Here is an 18,119-nt window from a genome sequence, read left to right as displayed (position 1 = left end):
GAACAACAACATGAAGATGCTGTACGACATCGCGGGCGCCGCCCCCCGCCTGACCGCCCTGGCGCTGCTGCTCCCCCTGGCCTTCGGGCCGGGGACGGCCGGCGCCCAGACCGCCACCGCCGCTGCCCGCACCCCCTTCGCCCGCTATCTGGAAGCGGTGGAAAACCATAGCCTGGACCTGGCGGCCCAGCGCGAAACCATCACCAGCGCCCAGGCCGGCGTATCCATCGCCGGCGTGCGTCCGGACCCCCAGCTCACCTACGGCCTGGCCTCCAAGGAGCTGTACACCCCAAACAAGCCCAACGCCGCCAACTCCATGACCGCGGGCCTGGCCCTGACCATCGAGACCGGCGGCAAGCGCGACCGGCGCATCCGCGCCGCCCAGAGCAACGTGCGGCTCACCGAGGCCACGGTGGAAAGCTTCCGCCGCCAGCTGTTCAACGACGCCGCCTCATCCTTCGCCGAGGCCTGCCGTGCCAACCAGGCCCTGGTCCGGCAGGAGGATTCGCTTCAGGCCCTGTCCGACGTGGTGCGCATGAACGAGCGGCGCAAGAAGGCCGGCGACATCGGCGGGCTGGAACTGGCCCAGTCCCGGGTCGAACGGGACCGCTTCACCGCCGACGTGACCTCGGCCCGGGCTGCCGCCCAGACGGCCCTGATCAACCTGTCGGTACCCCTGGGCCGGCGCTACTCCGATCTCTTCCCCGAGGCGTCCCTGGACTGCGAATTCAAGGCCTACACGCCTGCCGGCGACCCGGAAGCCCTGGTGGCCCAGGCCCTCAAGCAGCGCGACGACGTGCTGGTGGCCCAGGCCGCCCTGGAGAACGCCCGGGACCAGGCCCAGCTGGCCCACGCCAACCGCTGGGTGGACCCGACCTTCAACGTCGGCATTTCGCAGACGCCCCGGGTCAATCCCATCTACGGTCCCGAGGGCGACGTGATCAACTCGCCGGCGGAAAAGTCCAAGACCCTGTCCCTGACCGTCACGCTGCCCATCCCGGTGTCGCGTCTGCAAAAGGGCGAGCTGATCCAGGCCGAATCGGCGGTGACCCAGGCCATGCTCACCTTGCGCTCGGTGGAACTCAAGGCCGAGAGCGACGTGCGTGCCACCTACGGCCAGTTCGTCGCTGCCCGGGAAAACGTGCGCCGCTACCGGGAATCGGTGCTGCTGGACGCGGACCGGGTGCTGGACGGCATGCGCCAGGCCTACCGGCGCGGTGCCGCCTCCCTGCTCGAACTGCTGAACGCCCAGCGCGACGCCGACGACACCTACCTGGCCTACCTGCAAGCCAACGCCGACCTGGCCACCGCCACGGTGCAACTGCAACTTAGCCTGGGCCTGCGCCCGACGCTGTAAGCCCCGCCGGGGGCAGGGCCCACCGGTCCCGTCCCCGGCCAACCGTTCGCTCCATCCGCACCGGATTCACCCGTTTCCGCTTTATGCCCGACAATCCATCGCTATCCATGCCCCCGGCGTAGCACATCCCGCCGGCGCCGGGGGCTGGCCCAGGAGATCCCCCGATGAATCTCTCCATCGTCAAAGAATTCTTCGCCGGCTTCGTGCGCACCCGCGCCATCACCCGCCACTTCCGCCGCCAGGCGCTGCTGGAGGGGCTCACCGGCACCGGCATCAGCCGGGAAATGCCCCCGTCCCTGGCCCAGGACCTGGTGGCCGCCGCCCGCAAGGCGGTGCCCGAGTTGCTGGCCCAGCTCGATTCCCACACCGACGGCCTGACCGAGAGCCAGGCCGAAGCGATCCGCGAGCGGGTCGGCCCCAACGAGGTCGAGCACGAAAAGCCCCTGCCCTGGTGGCACCACCTGTGGCACTGCTACAAGAACCCCTTCAACCTGCTGCTCACCCTGCTGGCCGGCATTTCCTACGTCACCGAGGACATGAAGGCGGCGGTGGTGATCGCCGCCATGGTGGCCCTCTCCACCCTCATCCGCTTCTGGCAGGAAGGCAAGTCCAACCGGGCCGCCGACAAGCTCAAGGAGATGGTGAGCAACACGGCCACGGTGATTCGCCGCGACATCAGCGAGGAGGCCGCTCCCCTCTTCCGCCGCTACTACGGGGTGGAAATCCACACCCGCCCGGCCTGGCGCCGGGAGATTCCCCTGAGCGAGCTGGTGCCCGGCGACCTGGTGCTGCTCTCGGCCGGCGACATGATCCCCGCCGACCTGCGCATTCTCACCGCCAAGGACCTGTTCGTCAGCCAGTCGGCCATGACCGGCGAATCCCTGCCGGTGGAAAAGTTCGCTCAGCTGCGCGATGAAAGCCAGGCCAACCCCCTGGAGCTGGACAACATCCTGTTCATGGGCACCAACGTGGTGAGCGGGGTGGCCACCGCCGTGGTGGTGTCCACCGGCGGCAAGACCTATTTCGGCGCCCTGGCCCAGCGGGTCACCGGCGGCGACCGGGTGACCACCGCCTTCCAGGCCGGGGTCAACAAGGTGAGCTGGCTGCTGATCCGCTTCATGTTCGTGATGGCGCCCCTGGTGCTGTTCATCAACGGCCTGACCAAGGGCGACTGGCTGGAAGCCTTCCTCTTCGCCCTGTCCATCGCCGTGGGGCTGACCCCGGAAATGCTGCCGATGATCGTCACCTCGACCCTGGCCAAGGGGGCGGTGGTGCTGTCGCGCAAGAAGGTGATCGTCAAGCGCCTCGACGCCATCCAGAACTTCGGCGCCATGGACGTGCTGTGCACCGACAAGACGGGCACCCTGACCCAGGACAAGATCTTCCTCGAACGCCACACCGACGTCTTCGGCGAGCCCTCCGACGACGTGCTGGAGCTGGCCTACCTGAACAGCTACTACCAGACCGGCCTGAAGAACCTGCTCGACGTGGCGGTACTGGAGCACGCCGAGGTGCACCGGAACCTGCAGGTGGCCACCGCCTTCCGCAAGGTGGACGAGATTCCCTTCGATTTCACCCGGCGGCGCATGTCGGTGGTGGTGGCCGAACAGGAGCAGCACCACCTGCTGATCTGCAAGGGTGCCGTGGAGGAAATCCTTTCGGTGTGCAGCCACGTGCGCCAGGGCGAGACCGAGGCGCCCTTGGGGGACGCCCTGCTGGCCGAAATCCGCGACGTGACCGCAGCCCTCAACCGGGAAGGCCTGCGCGTGGTGGCGGTGGCCTGCCGCGAGCTGCCGCCGACCCAGGACACCTACGGCGTGGCCGACGAGAAGGAACTGACCCTGGTGGGCTACGTGGCCTTCCTGGACCCCCCCAAGGAAACCTCGGCCCCGGCCATCCAGGCCCTCAACGACCACGGCGTGGCGGTGAAGATCCTCACCGGCGACAACGAGCTGGTCACCACCAAGATCTGCCGCGAGGTGGGCCTGGACATGAGCGGCGTGGTGCTGGGCACCCAGATCGAGACCATGAGCGACGCTACCCTGGCCGAGACGGTGGAGCGCAACAATGTCTTCGCCAAGCTGACCCCGGCCCACAAGGACCGCATCGTCCGTCAGCTCAAGGCCAACGGCCACGTGGTGGGCTTCATGGGCGACGGCATCAACGACGCGGCGGCGCTGCGCTCCGCCGACATCGGCATCTCGGTGGACACGGCGGTGGACATCGCCAAGGAAGCCGCCGACATCATCCTGCTGGAAAAGAGCCTGATGGTGCTTGAAGAGGGAGTGCAGGAAGGGCGGCGCACCTTCGCCAACATGCTCAAGTACATCAAGATGACCGCCAGCTCCAACTTCGGCAACGTCTTCTCGGTGCTGGTGGCGAGCGCTTTCCTGCCCTTTTTGCCCATGCTGCCGATGCAGCTGCTGGTGCAGAACCTGCTCTACGACATCTCCCAGATCGCCATCCCCTTCGACAACGTGGACGACGACATGCTGCGCTCGCCCCAGCGCTGGCAGGCTGGGGAACTGGGCCGCTTCATGCTGTTCTTCGGCCCGATCAGCTCGATCTTCGACATCACCACCTTCGCCGTCATGTGGTACGTCTTCAAGGCCGACACGGTGGCCGCCCAGAGCCTGTTCCAGTCCGGCTGGTTCGTAGTCGGCCTGCTCACCCAGACCCTGATCGTGCACATGATCCGCACCCCGCGCATCCCCTTCCTGCAAAGCCGCGCCTCCTGGCCCCTGATGAGCGCCACGATCCTCATCATGGCCGTCGGCCTGTTCATTCCGATGGGGCCCCTGGCCGACTACTTCAAGTTCCAGCCCCTGCCCGCCGGCTACTTCCCCTTCCTGCTGGCGATCCTGCTCGGCTACATGGTGCTGACCCAGGCCATGAAGGGCTTCTACACCCGCCGCTACGGCTGGCAGTGACCTGGTAGGCGATCCCACGGCGGCCCGCCGCCTCCACCGCCCCACCCCCGACGCCCTCCCCTGCCGGAGGGCGTCGGCCTTTGCAGAGCCCCGCAACGCTCCCGCCCCAACCTTCCAGTCTCCCGGCCACGACGAAACGAAAGCAGCAAACGAAAACGCCCTCCGAAGAGGGCGTTTCGTCTGCTCGGGCAGAGTCCGGGCCGCAGCCCGCCGGGATCAATCCCGGGGTTTGGCGCGCCGTTCGTGGGTGCGGTAGAACACCACCGGCAGCACCAGCAGGGTAAGCAGGGTGGTGGTGATCATGCCGCCGACGATGACCAGGGCCAGGGGCCGCTGGGCCTGGGAGCCGATGGCGTGGGACAGGGCCGCCGGCAGCAGGCCCAGGCCCGCCAGCAGCGCCGTCATCAGCACCGGCCGCAGCCGCAGGGAGGCGCCCTGGATCACCGCGTCGCGCAAGGTGCCGGCCTTCTCGTCGTAGAGCTTCTTGACGTAGGAGATGAGGATCACCCCGTCCTGGATAGCGATACCGAACAGGGACAGGAAGCCGATGCCGGCCGAGATCGACAGGTCCTCCCCGGCCAGATGCAGGGCGGCGATGCCGCCGATGGCCGCGAACGGCACGTTGAGCAGCACCAGGCCGGCGTCCCGGGCATTGCCGAAGGTGGTGTAGAGCAGCAGGAAGATGGTCAGCAGGGTGAGCGGGATGATCACCGCCAGCTTCTGCTGGGCTTCCTTCATCTGGTTGAACTGGCCGTCCCATTTGACCCGGTAGCCTCGGGGCAGCTCGACCTCGGCGTTCACCCGCTGCTGGGCCTCCGCCACCGCCGAGCCCAGGTCGCGCTCGCGCACGCCGAACTTGATGGCGATGTAGCGTAGGGCGCCTTCACGGTAGATGAAGAAGGGGCCGTCGGCGATCTCCACCTTGGCCACCATGGACAGGGGAATGCGCTGGCTGTCCGGGGTATCCACCAGCATGTTGCCGATCTTGTCCACCGTGTTCCGGTTCACTTCGGGGAAGCGCACCGCCAGGTCGAAGCTGCGCTCACCTTCCAGGATGGAGGTGGCGGGCGCCCCGCCGATGGCGTTGGTCACCAGGGACTCGATGTCGGCCACGTTGAGGCCGAAGCGGGCTGCCGCCGCCCGGTCCACCGCCACGTTCAGGGTGGGCTGGCCCAGCTCGCGGAAGATGCCCACGTCGGCCACGCCCTGGATGCTGCGCAGGATGCCCTGGACCTGGATGGCCTTCTGCTCCAGTTGCACCAGGTCGTCGCCGAAGATCTTCACCGAGTTCTCGCCCTTCACCCCGGAAATGGCCTCGGCCACGTTGTCCTGGATGTACTGGGAGAAGTTGTATTCGATGCCCGGGATGCGCTTCAACTCGCTTTCCAGGCGCTTGATGATGTCCTCCCGGGTTTCGCCGGCGGGCCAGGTGTCCGGATGCTTGAAGAAGGTGGCGAACTCCAGGTTGAACACGCCGGTGGAATCGGTGCCGTCGTCGGGCCGGCCGATCTGCACGGTGACGTTCTGCACCTCGGGCTGCTGGTAGATGAACGAACGGATGTTCTTGGCCACCTGGGACGAGTAGCTCAGGTCCACCGTGTTGGGCAGGGTCACCCGGATCCACAGGTTGTTCTCTTCCAGGGTCGGCAGGAAGCTGGTACCCAGCTTGATGGCGCTCAGCACCGCCAGGGCGAAGGCCACCAGGGCCACCGACAGGACGGTCTTGGGCCGGTCGAGCAGCTTCACCAGGAGCGGTTCGTAGACCTTGAGAATCCAGCCGACGAAGCGGGGGGCATGGGGCTTGACCCCGCCCTTGAACATGAACGAGCCGGCCGCCGGAATGAAGGTCAGGGACAGCACGATGGAGGCCATCAGCGCCAGGCCCATGGTCATGGCCATGGGATGGAAGATCTTGCCTTCCACCCCCCCCATGATGAACAGGGGCGAGTAGGCGGTGATGATGATGCCGGTGGAGAAGATCATGGCCCGCTGCACTTCGGCGGTGGCGGTGATGATCGCCGGCCACAGGTGGGTCTCGCCCTCCTCCAGCTTGCGCATGATGTTCTCGATGACGATCACCGCCGCATCCACGATCAGGCCGAAGTCGATGGCTCCCAGGGAGATCAGGTTGGCCGGTACCTTGAACAGGTGCATGCCGACGAAGGACACGCACAGGGCCAGGGGAATCACCGCCGCCACCAGGATCGCCGCGCGGAAGTTGCCGAGGAAGGTGTACAGCACCACCAGCACCAGGGTGATGCCGAAGAACAGGGCGTGCTTGACCGTGTGGGTGGTCAGGTCGAGCAGGTTCTGCCGGTCGTAGAACGGCACCATCTTCATGCCTTCGGGCAACTGGCCGCTCTGGTTGATCTCGCTGATGCGGGTGCGCACCTTGTCGAGCATCTCGGTGGCGTTGCCGCCGCGGCGCATCAGGACGATGCCTTCCACCGTCTCGTCCCGGTCGTTGTACTGCACCTGGCCGAGGCGGGGGGCGTAGCCCAGGGTGACGTTGGACACATCGCCGACCCGCACCGGCACCCCCTGGTTCACCGCCACCACGATGTTGCGGATGTCCTCCAGGGAGCGGATCAGGCCGACGCCGCGCACCACGTAGCGCTGCTCGCCGGCGGCCAGGGTGTCGCCGCCCACGTTGGCGTTGGCGTTGGTCAGGGCGGTCACCAGCTGGGGCAGGGACACATCGTAGGCCAGCAGCTTGGCCGGAATCGGCTGGACCTGGTACTGCTTGACCATGCCGCCGAAGCCGGTGATGTCGGCCACGCCGGGCACGGTCTTGAGCAGCTTGTAGATTTCCCAGTCCTGGTAGGCCTTGATGGTGATCAGGTCGTGCCGGTCGCTCTCCACCCGGTAGCGCATCACCTCGCCCAGGGCGTCGGCGTCCGGGCTCAGGGACGGCTGCACGTTCTGCGGCAGGTTGGCGTTGGTCAGGTAGAGCTGGACGTCGTGGCGCGCCTTGAAGGCGTCGGCCCCCTCGCGGAACTGCAAGGTCACCACCGACAGGCCGAACAGGGATACGGAGCGGAACGACTTGACCTCCGGCACCCCGGCCAGGGCCGTTTCGATGGGGATGGTCAGCTGGCGCTCCACCTCCAGGGTGCTGCGCCCGGCCCACTGGGAAATGATCTGGACGTTGAGGGGCGAGATGTTCGGGTAGGGTTCGATCGGCAGCTGCTTGAACGAGAAGGCGCCCAGCAGCAATAGGCCCAGGGAAAGGGCGAGGATGATCGCACGGCGCTTGAGGACGCCGTGGATGAAGGAGCTGGCAGAACTCATCGGACGGGTTCCGTTGCGGCGCTCACTGGCGCGCCATGATTTCGTTGATCAGGGTCGCCCCTTCCACCACCACCTGCTCGTCGCCCTTGAGGCCGCTGGCGACGGCCATGCGGCCGTCCGGCAAGGGCGAGGCGGTCACCGCCACGCGGCGGAAGCGCCCCTGGGTTTCCTCGACGAACACGTAGGACGCCTGGCGGGCGGTCACCACCGCCGCCTTGGGCACCACCACCACGTCCTTCTCGCCGGTCACCAGGGTGGCCGAGACGAACAGCTCGGGCCGCAGGGTGCCGTCCCCGTTGGGCACGGTGCAGCGGATCGGCAAGGTGTGGGTCACCGGGTCCAGGTTGGTGCCGATGAAGTTGACCGTGCCGCGGAAGGTGCGGCCCGGCAGCGCCGGCGCCTGCAATTCCAGGGTCTGGCCGATCTTGATGCGGGCGTAGTCCTGCTCGTAGATGTTGCCGACGAACCAGACGTGGCTGGTGTCGGAAACGGTCATGAAGTTGTCGCCCACGTTGAGGAAGGCGCCCGGGTCCATGTTGCGCTTGGTCACGGTGCCGGCGATCGGCGCCCGCAGGGTCAGGTAGTTGCTCACCACCCCGGTCTTGGCCACCTGGGCGATGTCGCCGTCGGAAGCCCCCAGCACCTTCATGCGGTTGCGCGCCGACTGCTCGGTGGCCTTGGCGTCTTCCAGCAGGTCGGGCTGGCCGGCGGAGGCCAGGGTGCGCAGGGTGTTGCGGGCGAGCAGCAACTCGTTCTGGGCCGAAATCCAGTCCGGGCTGTACAGCTCGGCCAAGGGCTGGCCGGCCCCCACCTTGGCGCCTTCGAACACCAGGATGCGATCGAGCCGGCCCGCCACGCGGGACGACACCAGGTGCAGGTGCTCGGCGTCGAAGGCCAGCTTGCCGGAGATGGGGGTGCCGTCCGGCACCCGGGCCTTCGTCGCGGCGGCCACCTTGACGAAAGCCGGGTCGAAGCCGCCCTTGGGCGCTTCGACGATGTCGCGGGATGCAGCGGGGCGGGCGCCGGCCGGATTGGCGGCCTTCGCGGTGTTGGCGGCGGCAGCCGGGGCGCCGGCGGCAGGAGCGGCGGGGGCCTCGTCGCGCTGGGCCAGCATCCAGCCGGCGGCGGAGCCGACGCCGAGGAATACGAGGGGAACCAGGATCTGAGCGGGTTTCACGGGATTCGTCCTAATCAGGTTTTTTAGTGCGAGACAAGCTCGAAACTGTCGGCTTCGGCGCCCACGGCCGCCACCAGGCTGGCCCAGGATTGCACGGCGGCGCTCTCGGCCTGGAGCAGGCCGAGTTCGGCGCTGCGCAGGTTCACCTGGGCGAGCAGCAGGTCGGAAAAGGCCTGGCCGTTGTTGGCGTAGTTCTGGATGGCCAGGCGCCAGGCCGCCTGAGCCTGGGGTAGTTGGCGGTCGCGCAGGAACGCCACCTGCTGGCGCGCCTGCTCCAGGGTGTTGTAGGCCGAAGCCACGCCGAGCAGGATCTGCTGGCGGTTGGCGGTGTCGTTGGCGCGGGAGGCGATCAGGTTGGCCCGGGCCTGGTCCACCCCGGCCTTTTCCTTCTGGAAGAACCAGGTGGGCAGGATCACGTCGAATTCCATGCCGTAGGTATCGGTGGAAGCCCCCCAGGGCGGCTTGTTGCTGATCGCCGTGGCAATGATCTGGAAGTCGGGCAGGTAGGCCTTCTTGGCGTATTCCACGCCCTTCTCCGCCGCCTTGATCTGTAGTTCGGAACCGCGCAATTGGGGATTGAGGCGCAAGGCCAGGTCGTTGAACTCACCCAGGGTCCGGATGCTGGAAGCCAGGGCGGGAATCTCGCCGCGCACTTCCAGGGGCGTGGCCGGGTCGCGGCCCACCAGGGCGTTGAGGGTCTGGCGGGTGGTCTCGATCTGGCGGCGCAGGGCGAACAGGTCGTTCTCGGCGCTGCTCTGGGCCACCTGGGCGTTCAAATAATCGACGTAGGCTGCCGCGTTGTTGGCGTAGCGGATCTTGCTGATCTTCTTGATCTGCTCCAGGCGCTGGATGTTCTCGGCGTTGATGCGTTCCTGGTGGCGCAGGGCGAGCAATTGATAGAAGGTGGCGCGCAGCTGGCCGATCAGCTGGACGCGCAGGGCATCCACCTGGGTGCCGGCGATGTCCGCCTGGTCCTGGGCGATGTCGGCGGCCAGACGCTTCTTGCCCGGAAACTGGAAGGGCTGGGTCAGGGTGTAGCTGAAGCCTTCCGAGGCACCGAAGCGGAACGGGCTGGAGGGAATGGGGTTCTGGATGAAGCCGACCTGCGGGTTGGCGCTGGCCAGGGCCTGGGGCACGGCGGCCTGGGCGGCCACTTGGAGCTGGCGCAGTTGCTCGATCTGGGGGTTCTGCTGGCGCAGGACGTCGATCAGGTCGTCCAGGGTGACCGGGGCGGGGGCGGCCGCCAGGGCCGGGCCCGCCGCCAGGGCAAGCAGGGCGAAGCGCCGCGAGAAGCGCCCCGCCGCAGCCAGGGCGGGAGAAGCGAACAGGGATGCGAGGGAGGGCATGGCGACCTCGAAACGGAAACGACCTGCATTCTAGGTAGGGGAACCTTGCGGAAACCTGTCGCCTGGCCAAAAACGCACCACGATGGTGCTGTTTTTCCATAATTGCGCGGCAAACGTCGGCGAAACGTCAGTCAATCGTCAGGTTAATGGAAAATGGCGTGGTCTAATGTCCCCCCGCCAACAAGAAGGAAATCGAGCGATGCGCGTTCTGGTGGTGGAAGACGACCCCCTGGTGGCCGAGGGCATCCGGCAGGGCCTGTCCCACATCAACATGACGGTGGATCACGTGACGACGGGCGAACAGGCCGAGCTGTCCCTGGCCGAGGAAGCCTTCGACCTGGCCATCGTGGACCTGGGCCTGCCGCGCATGGATGGCCTGACCCTGATCCGCCGCCTGCGCCAGCGCGGCCTCGGCCTGCCCCTGCTGATCCTCACCGCCCGGGATACCCTGACCGACTGCGTGGACGGCCTGGACGTGGGCGCCGACGACTACATGACCAAGCCCTTCCGCCTGCCCGAGCTGATCGCCCGGGTGCGCGCCCTGGTGCGGCGCAGCCATTCCCTGTCCAGCGCCGTGCTCGCCTGGGGCGGGCTCCAGCTCGACACGGCGCGGCACACCGCCCTGCTCCTGGGTGCCCCCCTGGACCTGCCCGGGCGCGAATGGTCGATCCTCGAAGCCTTGCTGCTGCAAGCCCCCAACGTGGTCAGCAAGGACCGGCTGATCCAGTCCATCGGTGGCTGGGAGGGGGACCTGACGCCCAACGCCATCGAGGTCTACATCTCTCGGCTGCGCACCAAGCTCGCCCCGGGCAACCTCCAGATCCGCACCGTGCGCGGCATCGGCTACCGCCTCGACGAACCCGCCCTCGGCTGACCGGATGAAGCTCTTTTTCGATCCCTCCCACGGCATCCGGCAACGCCTGCTGCTGTGGCTGATGCCGCCCCTCACCGCCATCTTCCTGGTCAGCGTCGCCAGCGACTACCGCTTCATCCTCTCCCCCGCCACCGACGCCTACGACCAGGCCCTGCTCGACGCGGCCCTGGCGGTGTCCGGCCACCTGCGCCTGGAGGAAGGGCGCTTCAGCCTGCAACTTTCGCCCCAGGCCGACTCGATCATCCGCACCGACGGCTTCGACCAGATCTATTACGCCGTCCACACCAAGGACGGCGGGCTGATCGCCGGCGACCCCAACCTGGAGCCGGTAGAGCCGGACCACCAGGGCCCCCTCTTCTACGACGGCGTGGTGCACGGCGAGCCGATCCGGGGGGTGGTGTACGTGGCCCCTTCCGCCGCCGGCGACGTCACCGTGCAGGTGGCCGAGACCACCAAGAAGCGGGAACGGCTGCGCCGCCGGGTGCTCACCGCCCTGATCGGACCGGCGGTGCTGCTCAGCCTGGCCATCGTCACCCTGGTGCTGCTGGCGGTGCGGGCCGGCCTGGGCCCCCTCACCCGCCTGCGCGAGGAGGTGGAACAGCGCAGCCCCCAGGACCTGCGGCCCATCGACCTGGCCAACGTGCCCGGCGAAGTGCGCCCCCTGGTGGAAGCCCTGAACCGGCTGTTCTCGGTGTTGAGCGAATCCTCGGCGGCCCAGCAGCGTTTTCTCGCCGATGCCGCCCACCAGTTGCGCACCCCCCTGTCCGCCCTGCAAACCCAACTCGAACTGGCCATCCTGGACCAGGACGACGCCCAGCGCCGCGCCCGCCTGCAACAGATCGAGGAAGCCACCCGCCGCGTCACCCACCTGGTCCACCAGCTCCTCGCCCTGGCCCGCTCCGAGCCCGCCGCCGCCGGCGCCGTGTCCCTGCAACGGGTGGACCTGTCCCAGATCGCCGAGCAGATCGCCTCGTCCCACCTGGACCGGGCCATCACCCGCAACATCGACCTGGGCTTCGAGCTGAAGCCGGTCCAGGTGGACGGCGTTTCCTGGCTGCTGCACGAGGCCCTGGCCAATCTGGTGGACAACGCCATCGCCTACGCCGAACCCGGCGGGTGGGTCACGGTGCGCTGCGGCCTGTACCGGGGCGCCCCCTTCCTCGAAGTGGAGGACAACGGCCCGGGCATTCCCCCCGAGGAGCGCGACAAGGTGCTGCAACGCTTCTACCGGCTGGCCGGCAGCCCCAGCGGCGGCTGCGGCCTGGGCCTGGCCATCGTCGCCGAGATCGCCCGCCTGCATAACGCCACGGTGCACGTCGAGGCCGGCAGCAAGGGCCAGGGCACCCGCATCGCCCTGCGCTTCCGCGCCGCCGCTGCCGTTGCAGCCGCTGCGGCGGCTTGATCCGGACTGATCAAGGCCGACTCAGGCAGGGCCCGCCGGTTTCAGCCCGGTCCGGCTCTGCCGCCGGTTTTACGTCAGCCTCCGGTCCGAAATCCCACCGGAATGTGCCACACTATGGCCCCACGCCGCGCCCGGCGCGGCCCTCCCCGTGCAACGATCCAACGCGAGGCCAGTCCATGACCCCACGCCACTCCGCTCTCCTCCCCCGTCTCGCCCGCACCCGGCGCCTGCTGCGCGGCGCCGCCCTGTGCCTGGCCGCCGCCATCGCCGCTCCCCTGGCCGTTCCTGCCCATGCCGAGGCGCCCCAGGTGAAGACCCAGGTCCCCGGTTTCTACCGCTACCAGCACGGCGCCTTCGAAGTCACCGCCCTCTACGACGGCTTCATCGACCTGGACCCGACCCTGCTCAAGAACACCAGCCAGGCCGAGATCCAGCGCCTGCTGGCCCGGGAATTCCTCGCCGCGCCGAAGATGCAGACCGCGGTGAACGCCTACCTGGTCAACACCGGCAGCAAGCTGGTGCTGGTGGATGCCGGCGCCGCCAAACTGTTCGGCCCGACCCTGGGCTTCATCGTGGACAACCTGCGGGCCGCCGGTTACACCCCGGCCCAGGTGGACGTGGTGCTGCTCACCCACCTGCACGGCGACCACGCCAACGGCCTGGTCGGCCCCGACGGCAAGGCTGTGTTCCCCAACGCCGAGGTGCGCCTGGCCCAGGAGGAAAGCGACTTCTGGCTGAGCCAGGCCAACGCCGACAAGGCGCCGGAGGACTTCAAGCCCTTCTTCAAGATGGCCCGGGATGCCGCCGCCCCCTACCAGGCCGCCGGCAAGTGGAAGCCCTTCGCCGGCGAAACCGAGCTGCTGCCCGGCGTGCGTGCCGTGGCCGCCCGGGGCCACACCCCGGGCCACGGCGGCTACCTGTTCACCTCCAACGGTGAAAAGCTGCTGATCTGGGGCGATTTGGTGCACAACGCCGCGGTGCAGTTCGCCCGCCCGACGGTGGCCATCGAGTTCGATACCGACAAGACCCAGGCGGTGCGCACCCGGCAGAAGATCTTCGCCTACGCCGCCAAGGAAAAGCTGCTGGTGGCCGGCATGCACCTGCCCTTCCCCGGCATCGGCCACGTCCGCCAGGACGGCAAGCGCTACAGCTGGGTGGCGGTGGAATTCGGCCCGCTGCGCTGACTTCCAGTCCCGGTCCCCTCTCCGCTTCGACACGCCCCGCCCTGTGCGGGGCGTGTCCGTTTTCGCGCCCCGGCCGCGCTCGATGCAGGGGCTGCATCCCGCGGCGCGGACGCACGAAACCCGCTCGGGATAGCGCCCGTTGCGGCAAAATCCCCCCTGGCCTGAATCCTTGAATCCCGTTCAGCAACGGCGGTCTGCGTACCGCCTGCCGATTTTGCCGTGGCCCCAGGCCGCGATTAAGCCCGGGCAACTCCGTGCCCGGGCGGCTATGTGAATGGAGACCCCATGACCCACGACAACCGTCCCGTGGCGGATGCGCTCGCCGCCAACCTGACCAAGATCGACGACGTGGTGGCCCGCGTCGTCGCCCCCGCCGCCGCCGACGTCGACGCCAATGGCACCTATCCCCGCGCCGCCCTCGACGCCCTGGGCCAGGCCGGCCTGCTCGGACTGATCAGCAGCCCCGAGGTAGGCGGCCTGGGCCAGGGCCACCGCGCCGCCGCCCTGGCGGTGGAAAAGGTGGCCCAAAGCTGTACCTCCACCGCCATGGTGCTATGCATGCACTACTGCGCCACGGCGGTGATCGAGGCCCACGGCAGCCTGGAGGTGCGCCGCGCCGTCGCCGCCGGCCGCCACGTTTCCACCCTGGCCTTCTCCGAAACCGGCTCCCGCAGCCATTTCTGGGCCCCCGTCGGCACGGCCGCGGCCGCCGATGGCGCGATCCGCCTGGATGGCAAGAAGAGCATGATCACTTCCGCCGGCGAGGCCGATTCCTACGTCTGGTCGAGCCGCCCCGTGGCGGCCGAAGGCGCCAGCACCCTGTGGCTGGTGCCGGGCGATGCCCCGGGCCTGACCGTGGTCGGCAAGTTCGAAGGGCTGGGCCTGCGCGGCAACGCCTCATCCCCGATCACCGCCGAAAATGTGCGGCTCGGCGCCGATGCCCGCCTGGGCGCCGACGGTGGCGGCTTCGACATCATGATGGGCACCGTGGTCCCCTACTTCAACCTGATGACCGCCGCCGTCTCCCTGGGCAACATGGAGGCGGCCCTGACCAAGGCCATCGCCCACGTCAGCGCCACCCGCTTCGAGCACCTGGGCCAATCCATCGCCGACCTGCCCACGGTGCGCGCCTACCTGGGCCGCGCCCGCATCAAGGTGGATCTGGTGCGCACCCTGCTCCTCGACACCCTGGACGCCGTCGAGCAAGGCCGCCCCGACACCATGCTTCGCCTGCTCGAAGTGAAGGCCGCCGCTGCCGAGACCGGCACCGAGGTCACCGACCTGGCCATGCGCGTGTGCGGCGGCGCCGCCTTCCGCAAGGACCACGGCGTCGAACGCCACTTCCGCGACGCCCGGGCCGCCACCGTCATGGCGCCCACGGCAGACGTGCTCTACGACTTCATCGGCAAGGCCGTCTGCAGCATGCCGGTGTTCGGCTGAGGAGGCGCCATGACCCAACCCCTCGTGATGGGCGCCGTCGCCTACGCCCCCAAGGTCGTCACCATCTGGGAAGGCTTCAAGGCCTGGTTTCGGGACCAGGGCCTGGAGTTCGATTTCGTCCTCTATTCCAACTACGAACGCCAGGTGGAAGCCCAGTTCGACGGCACCCTCCACCTCGCCTGGAACTCGCCCCTGGCCTGGGTGCGCGCCGAGCGCATGGCCCGGGCCCGGGGGCTGGAGGTCGCCGCCGTGGCCATGCGCGACACGGACCAGGACCTGTCCTCGGTGCTGGTGGTGCGCCAGGACGGCCCCGCCGACCGCACCGCCCTGGTCGGCAAGCGGGTGGGCTTCGGCGCCATCGACTCGCCCCAGGCCACCCTCATCCCCCTCGACCACCTGCGCCAGGCCGGCCTGGTCGCCGGCCGCGACTACACCGCCCGCCGCTTCGACGTGCTCGGCGGCAAGCACGGCGACCACATCGGCGGCGAGCGCGATGCCGCCCAGGCCCTGATGGCCGGCGAGATCGACGCGGCCTGGATGATCGACGGCAACTACCTGGCCTTCGCCAACGAGGGCGTGCTGCCCAGCGGCGCGACCCGCATCCTGGCCCGCACCGGCCTCTACGACCACTGCAACTTCACCGTCAGCCCCGGCGCCCCCAGTGAATTGATCGGACGCTTCATCGAGCTGCTGCTGGGCATGTCCTGGGACGATCCGGCGGTGCGCCCCCTGCTCGAACTGGAAGGCCTGCGCGCCTGGCGCCCCGGCCGCACCAGCGGCTACGCGGCCCTGGACCGTGCGGTGGACGACGAAGCCTTTTACGACGCCGAAGGGAAGATCCTTGCCGCCGACTATCGATATTGATTCCCTCGGCTTCGACGCCGGCGCCCACCTGGTGGTCAAGCTGGCCCTGGGCCGGGTAGCCGTCGGCGAGGTGCTGGAGGTGCGCGGCCAGGGCGAGGGCTGGCAAGGCCCCCTGGCCGCCTGGTGCCGCAGCCAGGGGCATCCCGTGGCCTTCGAGGATGGCGGCGACGGCCGCCCCTGCGCCCGCATCACCCGGGGCGCGGTCCAGGCCGGCCGCTGGCGCGGCGCGGCGGCCACCGGGGCGATCGACCCCGGCGCGGACGGCGCCGTGCGGGCGGAGGCCGATGCCCGCTGGGGCCTGGCCGCCCGGGGCGCCACCGTGGAGGCGGGCAGCCCCGCCTTCGCTTTCCGCCTCACCCGGCGCGAGGACGTCTGGGCCGACAGCGCCGCCACCCTCTACGCCGAGGCCGTGGCCGCCCAGTGGAACGCCGACACCGCCATCGACTGGCAGGCCCCTTGCGATCTGCCCGACGAGGTGGAGGACGCGGTGGTCCAGGTGATGACCTACATGGTGGAAAACGAAAACGCCGCCCTGGTGGTGCCGGCCCGCTTTCTCGGCCAGCTCCACCCTCACTTCCGCGAAGTGCAGGCGCTGCTGGCCATCCAGGTGGCGGACGAGGCCCGGCACATCGACGTGTTCACCCGCCGCATCGCCCTCAAAGGCCGTCAGCCCGGGCTGTCCACCGCCGGCGGGCAGGCGTCGCTGAAGACCCTGGTGGACGAGCCTGACTTTTCCACCGCCCAGTTCCTGCTGGCGGTGCTCGGCGAAGGCACTTTCGTCAGCCTGCTCAATTTTCTGCACCACCACGCCCCGGACCCGGTAACCCGGCAGATCGCCCGCCTGGCCGCCCGGGACGAAGCGCGCCACGTGGCCTTCGGCATGGCCCATCTGGGCCAGCACATCGCCCTGGAACCAGCCCTGCTGGCCCGCCTGGGCAACGCCGTGGAAGCCCGCTACGAGCACCTGGCCGGCACCTCCGGCCTGAACGAGGAAGTGTTCGACGCCCTGATCCTGCTGGCGGCCGGCAGCAGCGAGCCGGCGGCCATCGCCGCCGGCTACGCCCGGGTCCAAGAGCTGTTGCAGGACATGGCCCGGGGCCGGGAAGCGCGGCTAGCCAAGCTCGGCTTTCAGGGAGAATCGGCCCGGCGGCTGGCCTCCCTGCACACCCGTAACTTCATGTAACCCCGCGGCGGTGCCCTTCGCCCGGTTCTCCGGCGAGGGGCCGCCCGGGCGATGCGGTCGCCACCCGCACCGCCCTCCTCGCCCCCCTTCCAGCCCCTTCCGGCCCGCATGGGGAACCACGCGCGCCACGCCACTGTCCTCAGTCGACAAGCCGTTCCCGGTCGCGGGACAACCGGGCAGCGCCCCGGGGCGCTGCGTTACAATTCCGGCCCGCTTTCACCAGACCTTCCGGACTGCGCCCCATGACGCTCTGTCAAAAGATCATCGGCCTCCTGTTCATCGCCTTGTTCTCGTGCAGCGGCGTCGTTGCCGCCGACGACGACTCGTCCGGACGCCCCGCTGCGTCGGAAACCCGGAAAACGGCCAAGCCGAAGGAAGCCGCGAAAAAGAACGCCGCCACCGCCCAGGGCGACCGGAAGAACGCGGTCCAGAACAGCGCCAAGGCCGCCGGGGCGGAATCGAACGACGCCTGGAGCCGCGCCAAAAAGGTCGGCCTGTGGGTCGCCGGCATCGCCGGAGTGATCCTGTTCTTCACCTCCCTGCAATACACCCTGGGCCTCAGCATCGCCCTGGGCCTGGCCGCCGGCATCGCCGGCTACGTGTTCGACAACGCGTTCGCCGCCTGGGGCCTTCTGGGCGCCATCGCCGGCTTCGCCATCGGCCTCGTCTGGTATTTCGTCGACCTGATCCGGTCCCGGACCCGGCGCACCCTGGTCATCGCCAGCGGCAACAACCCGGTCTATCTCGATGCGCCCGCCATCAATCCCACCACCGGCCTGCCGATGACCGGCGACCCGGGAGGCGTCGACGCCAGGGGCAATCCCTACGGAGCCCCCGGCATCAACCCGGCCTCGGGCCTGCCCATGGCCGGCGGCGTGGATGTGGGCGGCAACCCCTACGGTACGAACTACCATCCCTGACCGAAGCGAGCCTCCTGGCTCTTTTGCCCCCAATCCCCCCAATCCCGCTTCGGCGGGATTTTTGTTGCCACCGCACGGCGCCGAAGCACCAATTCAGTACCGTCACATAAGTACTGTCACATAAGGCTGGCGCGGTTGATTCCCCATTCAT

12 protein-coding genes are annotated in these 18,119 nt (G+C 68.7%); 9 read left to right on the top strand and 3 right to left on the bottom strand.

Annotation, left to right across the window (positions count from 1 at the left end; all coding sequences use genetic code 11):
• Nucleotides 1-10: 10 nt before the first annotated feature.
• Both LWW89_RS15100 and mgtA read left to right on the top strand, forming a co-directional pair.
• The gene (locus LWW89_RS15100) at nucleotides 11-1,357 is read left to right on the top strand and encodes a TolC family protein (RefSeq protein WP_293265627.1); all 1,347 of its coding nucleotides are present in this window, start codon (nucleotides 11-13) and stop codon (nucleotides 1,355-1,357) included.
• Between the two features lie 164 nt (nucleotides 1,358-1,521).
• Nucleotides 1,522-4,287 carry a magnesium-translocating P-type ATPase gene (mgtA, locus tag LWW89_RS15095; RefSeq protein ID WP_293265625.1) on the top strand — a complete coding sequence of 922 codons (2,766 nt, stop codon included), beginning with the start codon at nucleotides 1,522-1,524 and terminating at the stop codon, nucleotides 4,285-4,287.
• A 216-nt stretch (nucleotides 4,288-4,503) separates the two neighbouring features.
• Here the strand turns inward: mgtA and LWW89_RS15090 are convergent, their stop codons facing one another.
• From LWW89_RS15090 to LWW89_RS15080, 3 genes are read right to left on the bottom strand one after another with little or no spacing between them, the layout of a single operon-like run.
• A complete protein-coding gene (locus tag LWW89_RS15090) occupies nucleotides 4,504-7,578 on the bottom strand; it encodes a CusA/CzcA family heavy metal efflux RND transporter (protein WP_293265623.1) in 3,075 nt (1,024 codons plus the stop codon).
• A 22-nt stretch (nucleotides 7,579-7,600) separates the two neighbouring features.
• Nucleotides 7,601-8,755, bottom strand: coding sequence for an efflux RND transporter periplasmic adaptor subunit (locus LWW89_RS15085; RefSeq protein ID WP_293265621.1), 1,155 nt, complete (start codon nucleotides 8,753-8,755; stop codon nucleotides 7,601-7,603).
• A 23-nt stretch (nucleotides 8,756-8,778) separates the two neighbouring features.
• Complete coding sequence (locus LWW89_RS15080; protein ID WP_293265619.1) at nucleotides 8,779-10,101, bottom strand: TolC family protein; 1,323 nt, start codon at nucleotides 10,099-10,101, stop codon at nucleotides 8,779-8,781.
• Between the two features lie 199 nt (nucleotides 10,102-10,300).
• Between LWW89_RS15080 and LWW89_RS15075 the strand changes: the two genes are divergently transcribed.
• From LWW89_RS15075 to LWW89_RS15045, 7 genes are all read left to right on the top strand, one after another.
• Entirely contained in the window at nucleotides 10,301-10,975 is a 675-nt protein-coding gene (locus tag LWW89_RS15075) for a response regulator transcription factor (protein WP_293265617.1), read from the top strand.
• A 4-nt stretch (nucleotides 10,976-10,979) separates the two neighbouring features.
• Nucleotides 10,980-12,377: a sensor histidine kinase N-terminal domain-containing protein gene (locus LWW89_RS15070; protein WP_293265615.1), complete on the top strand. Its 1,398-nt coding sequence runs from the start codon at nucleotides 10,980-10,982 to the stop codon at nucleotides 12,375-12,377.
• 176 nt (nucleotides 12,378-12,553) lie between these two features.
• A complete protein-coding gene (locus LWW89_RS15065) occupies nucleotides 12,554-13,561 on the top strand; it encodes an MBL fold metallo-hydrolase (RefSeq protein ID WP_293265613.1) in 1,008 nt (335 codons plus the stop codon).
• 285 nt (nucleotides 13,562-13,846) lie between these two features.
• Nucleotides 13,847-15,001: an acyl-CoA dehydrogenase family protein gene (locus LWW89_RS15060; protein WP_293265611.1), complete on the top strand. Its 1,155-nt coding sequence runs from the start codon at nucleotides 13,847-13,849 to the stop codon at nucleotides 14,999-15,001.
• A gap of 9 nt (nucleotides 15,002-15,010) precedes the next feature.
• Nucleotides 15,011-15,865, top strand: a complete 855-nt coding sequence (locus LWW89_RS15055; protein ID WP_293265609.1) for a PhnD/SsuA/transferrin family substrate-binding protein — start codon at nucleotides 15,011-15,013, stop codon at nucleotides 15,863-15,865.
• The gene (locus LWW89_RS15050) at nucleotides 15,843-17,048 is read left to right on the top strand and encodes a ferritin-like domain-containing protein (RefSeq protein ID WP_293265607.1); all 1,206 of its coding nucleotides are present in this window, start codon (nucleotides 15,843-15,845) and stop codon (nucleotides 17,046-17,048) included. The genes LWW89_RS15055 and LWW89_RS15050 overlap by 23 nt, the downstream gene beginning before the upstream one ends.
• A 242-nt stretch (nucleotides 17,049-17,290) precedes the next feature.
• Nucleotides 17,291-17,968 carry a hypothetical protein gene (locus LWW89_RS15045; RefSeq protein WP_293265605.1) on the top strand — a complete coding sequence of 226 codons (678 nt, stop codon included), beginning with the start codon at nucleotides 17,291-17,293 and terminating at the stop codon, nucleotides 17,966-17,968.
• Nucleotides 17,969-18,119 lie beyond the last annotated feature (151 nt).

The sequence above is a fragment of the Oryzomicrobium sp. genome (genome assembly GCF_021287045.1).
Lineage (GTDB): Bacteria > Pseudomonadota > Gammaproteobacteria > Burkholderiales > Rhodocyclaceae > Oryzomicrobium.
This window is presented reverse-complemented; position numbering and strand designations above follow the sequence as displayed.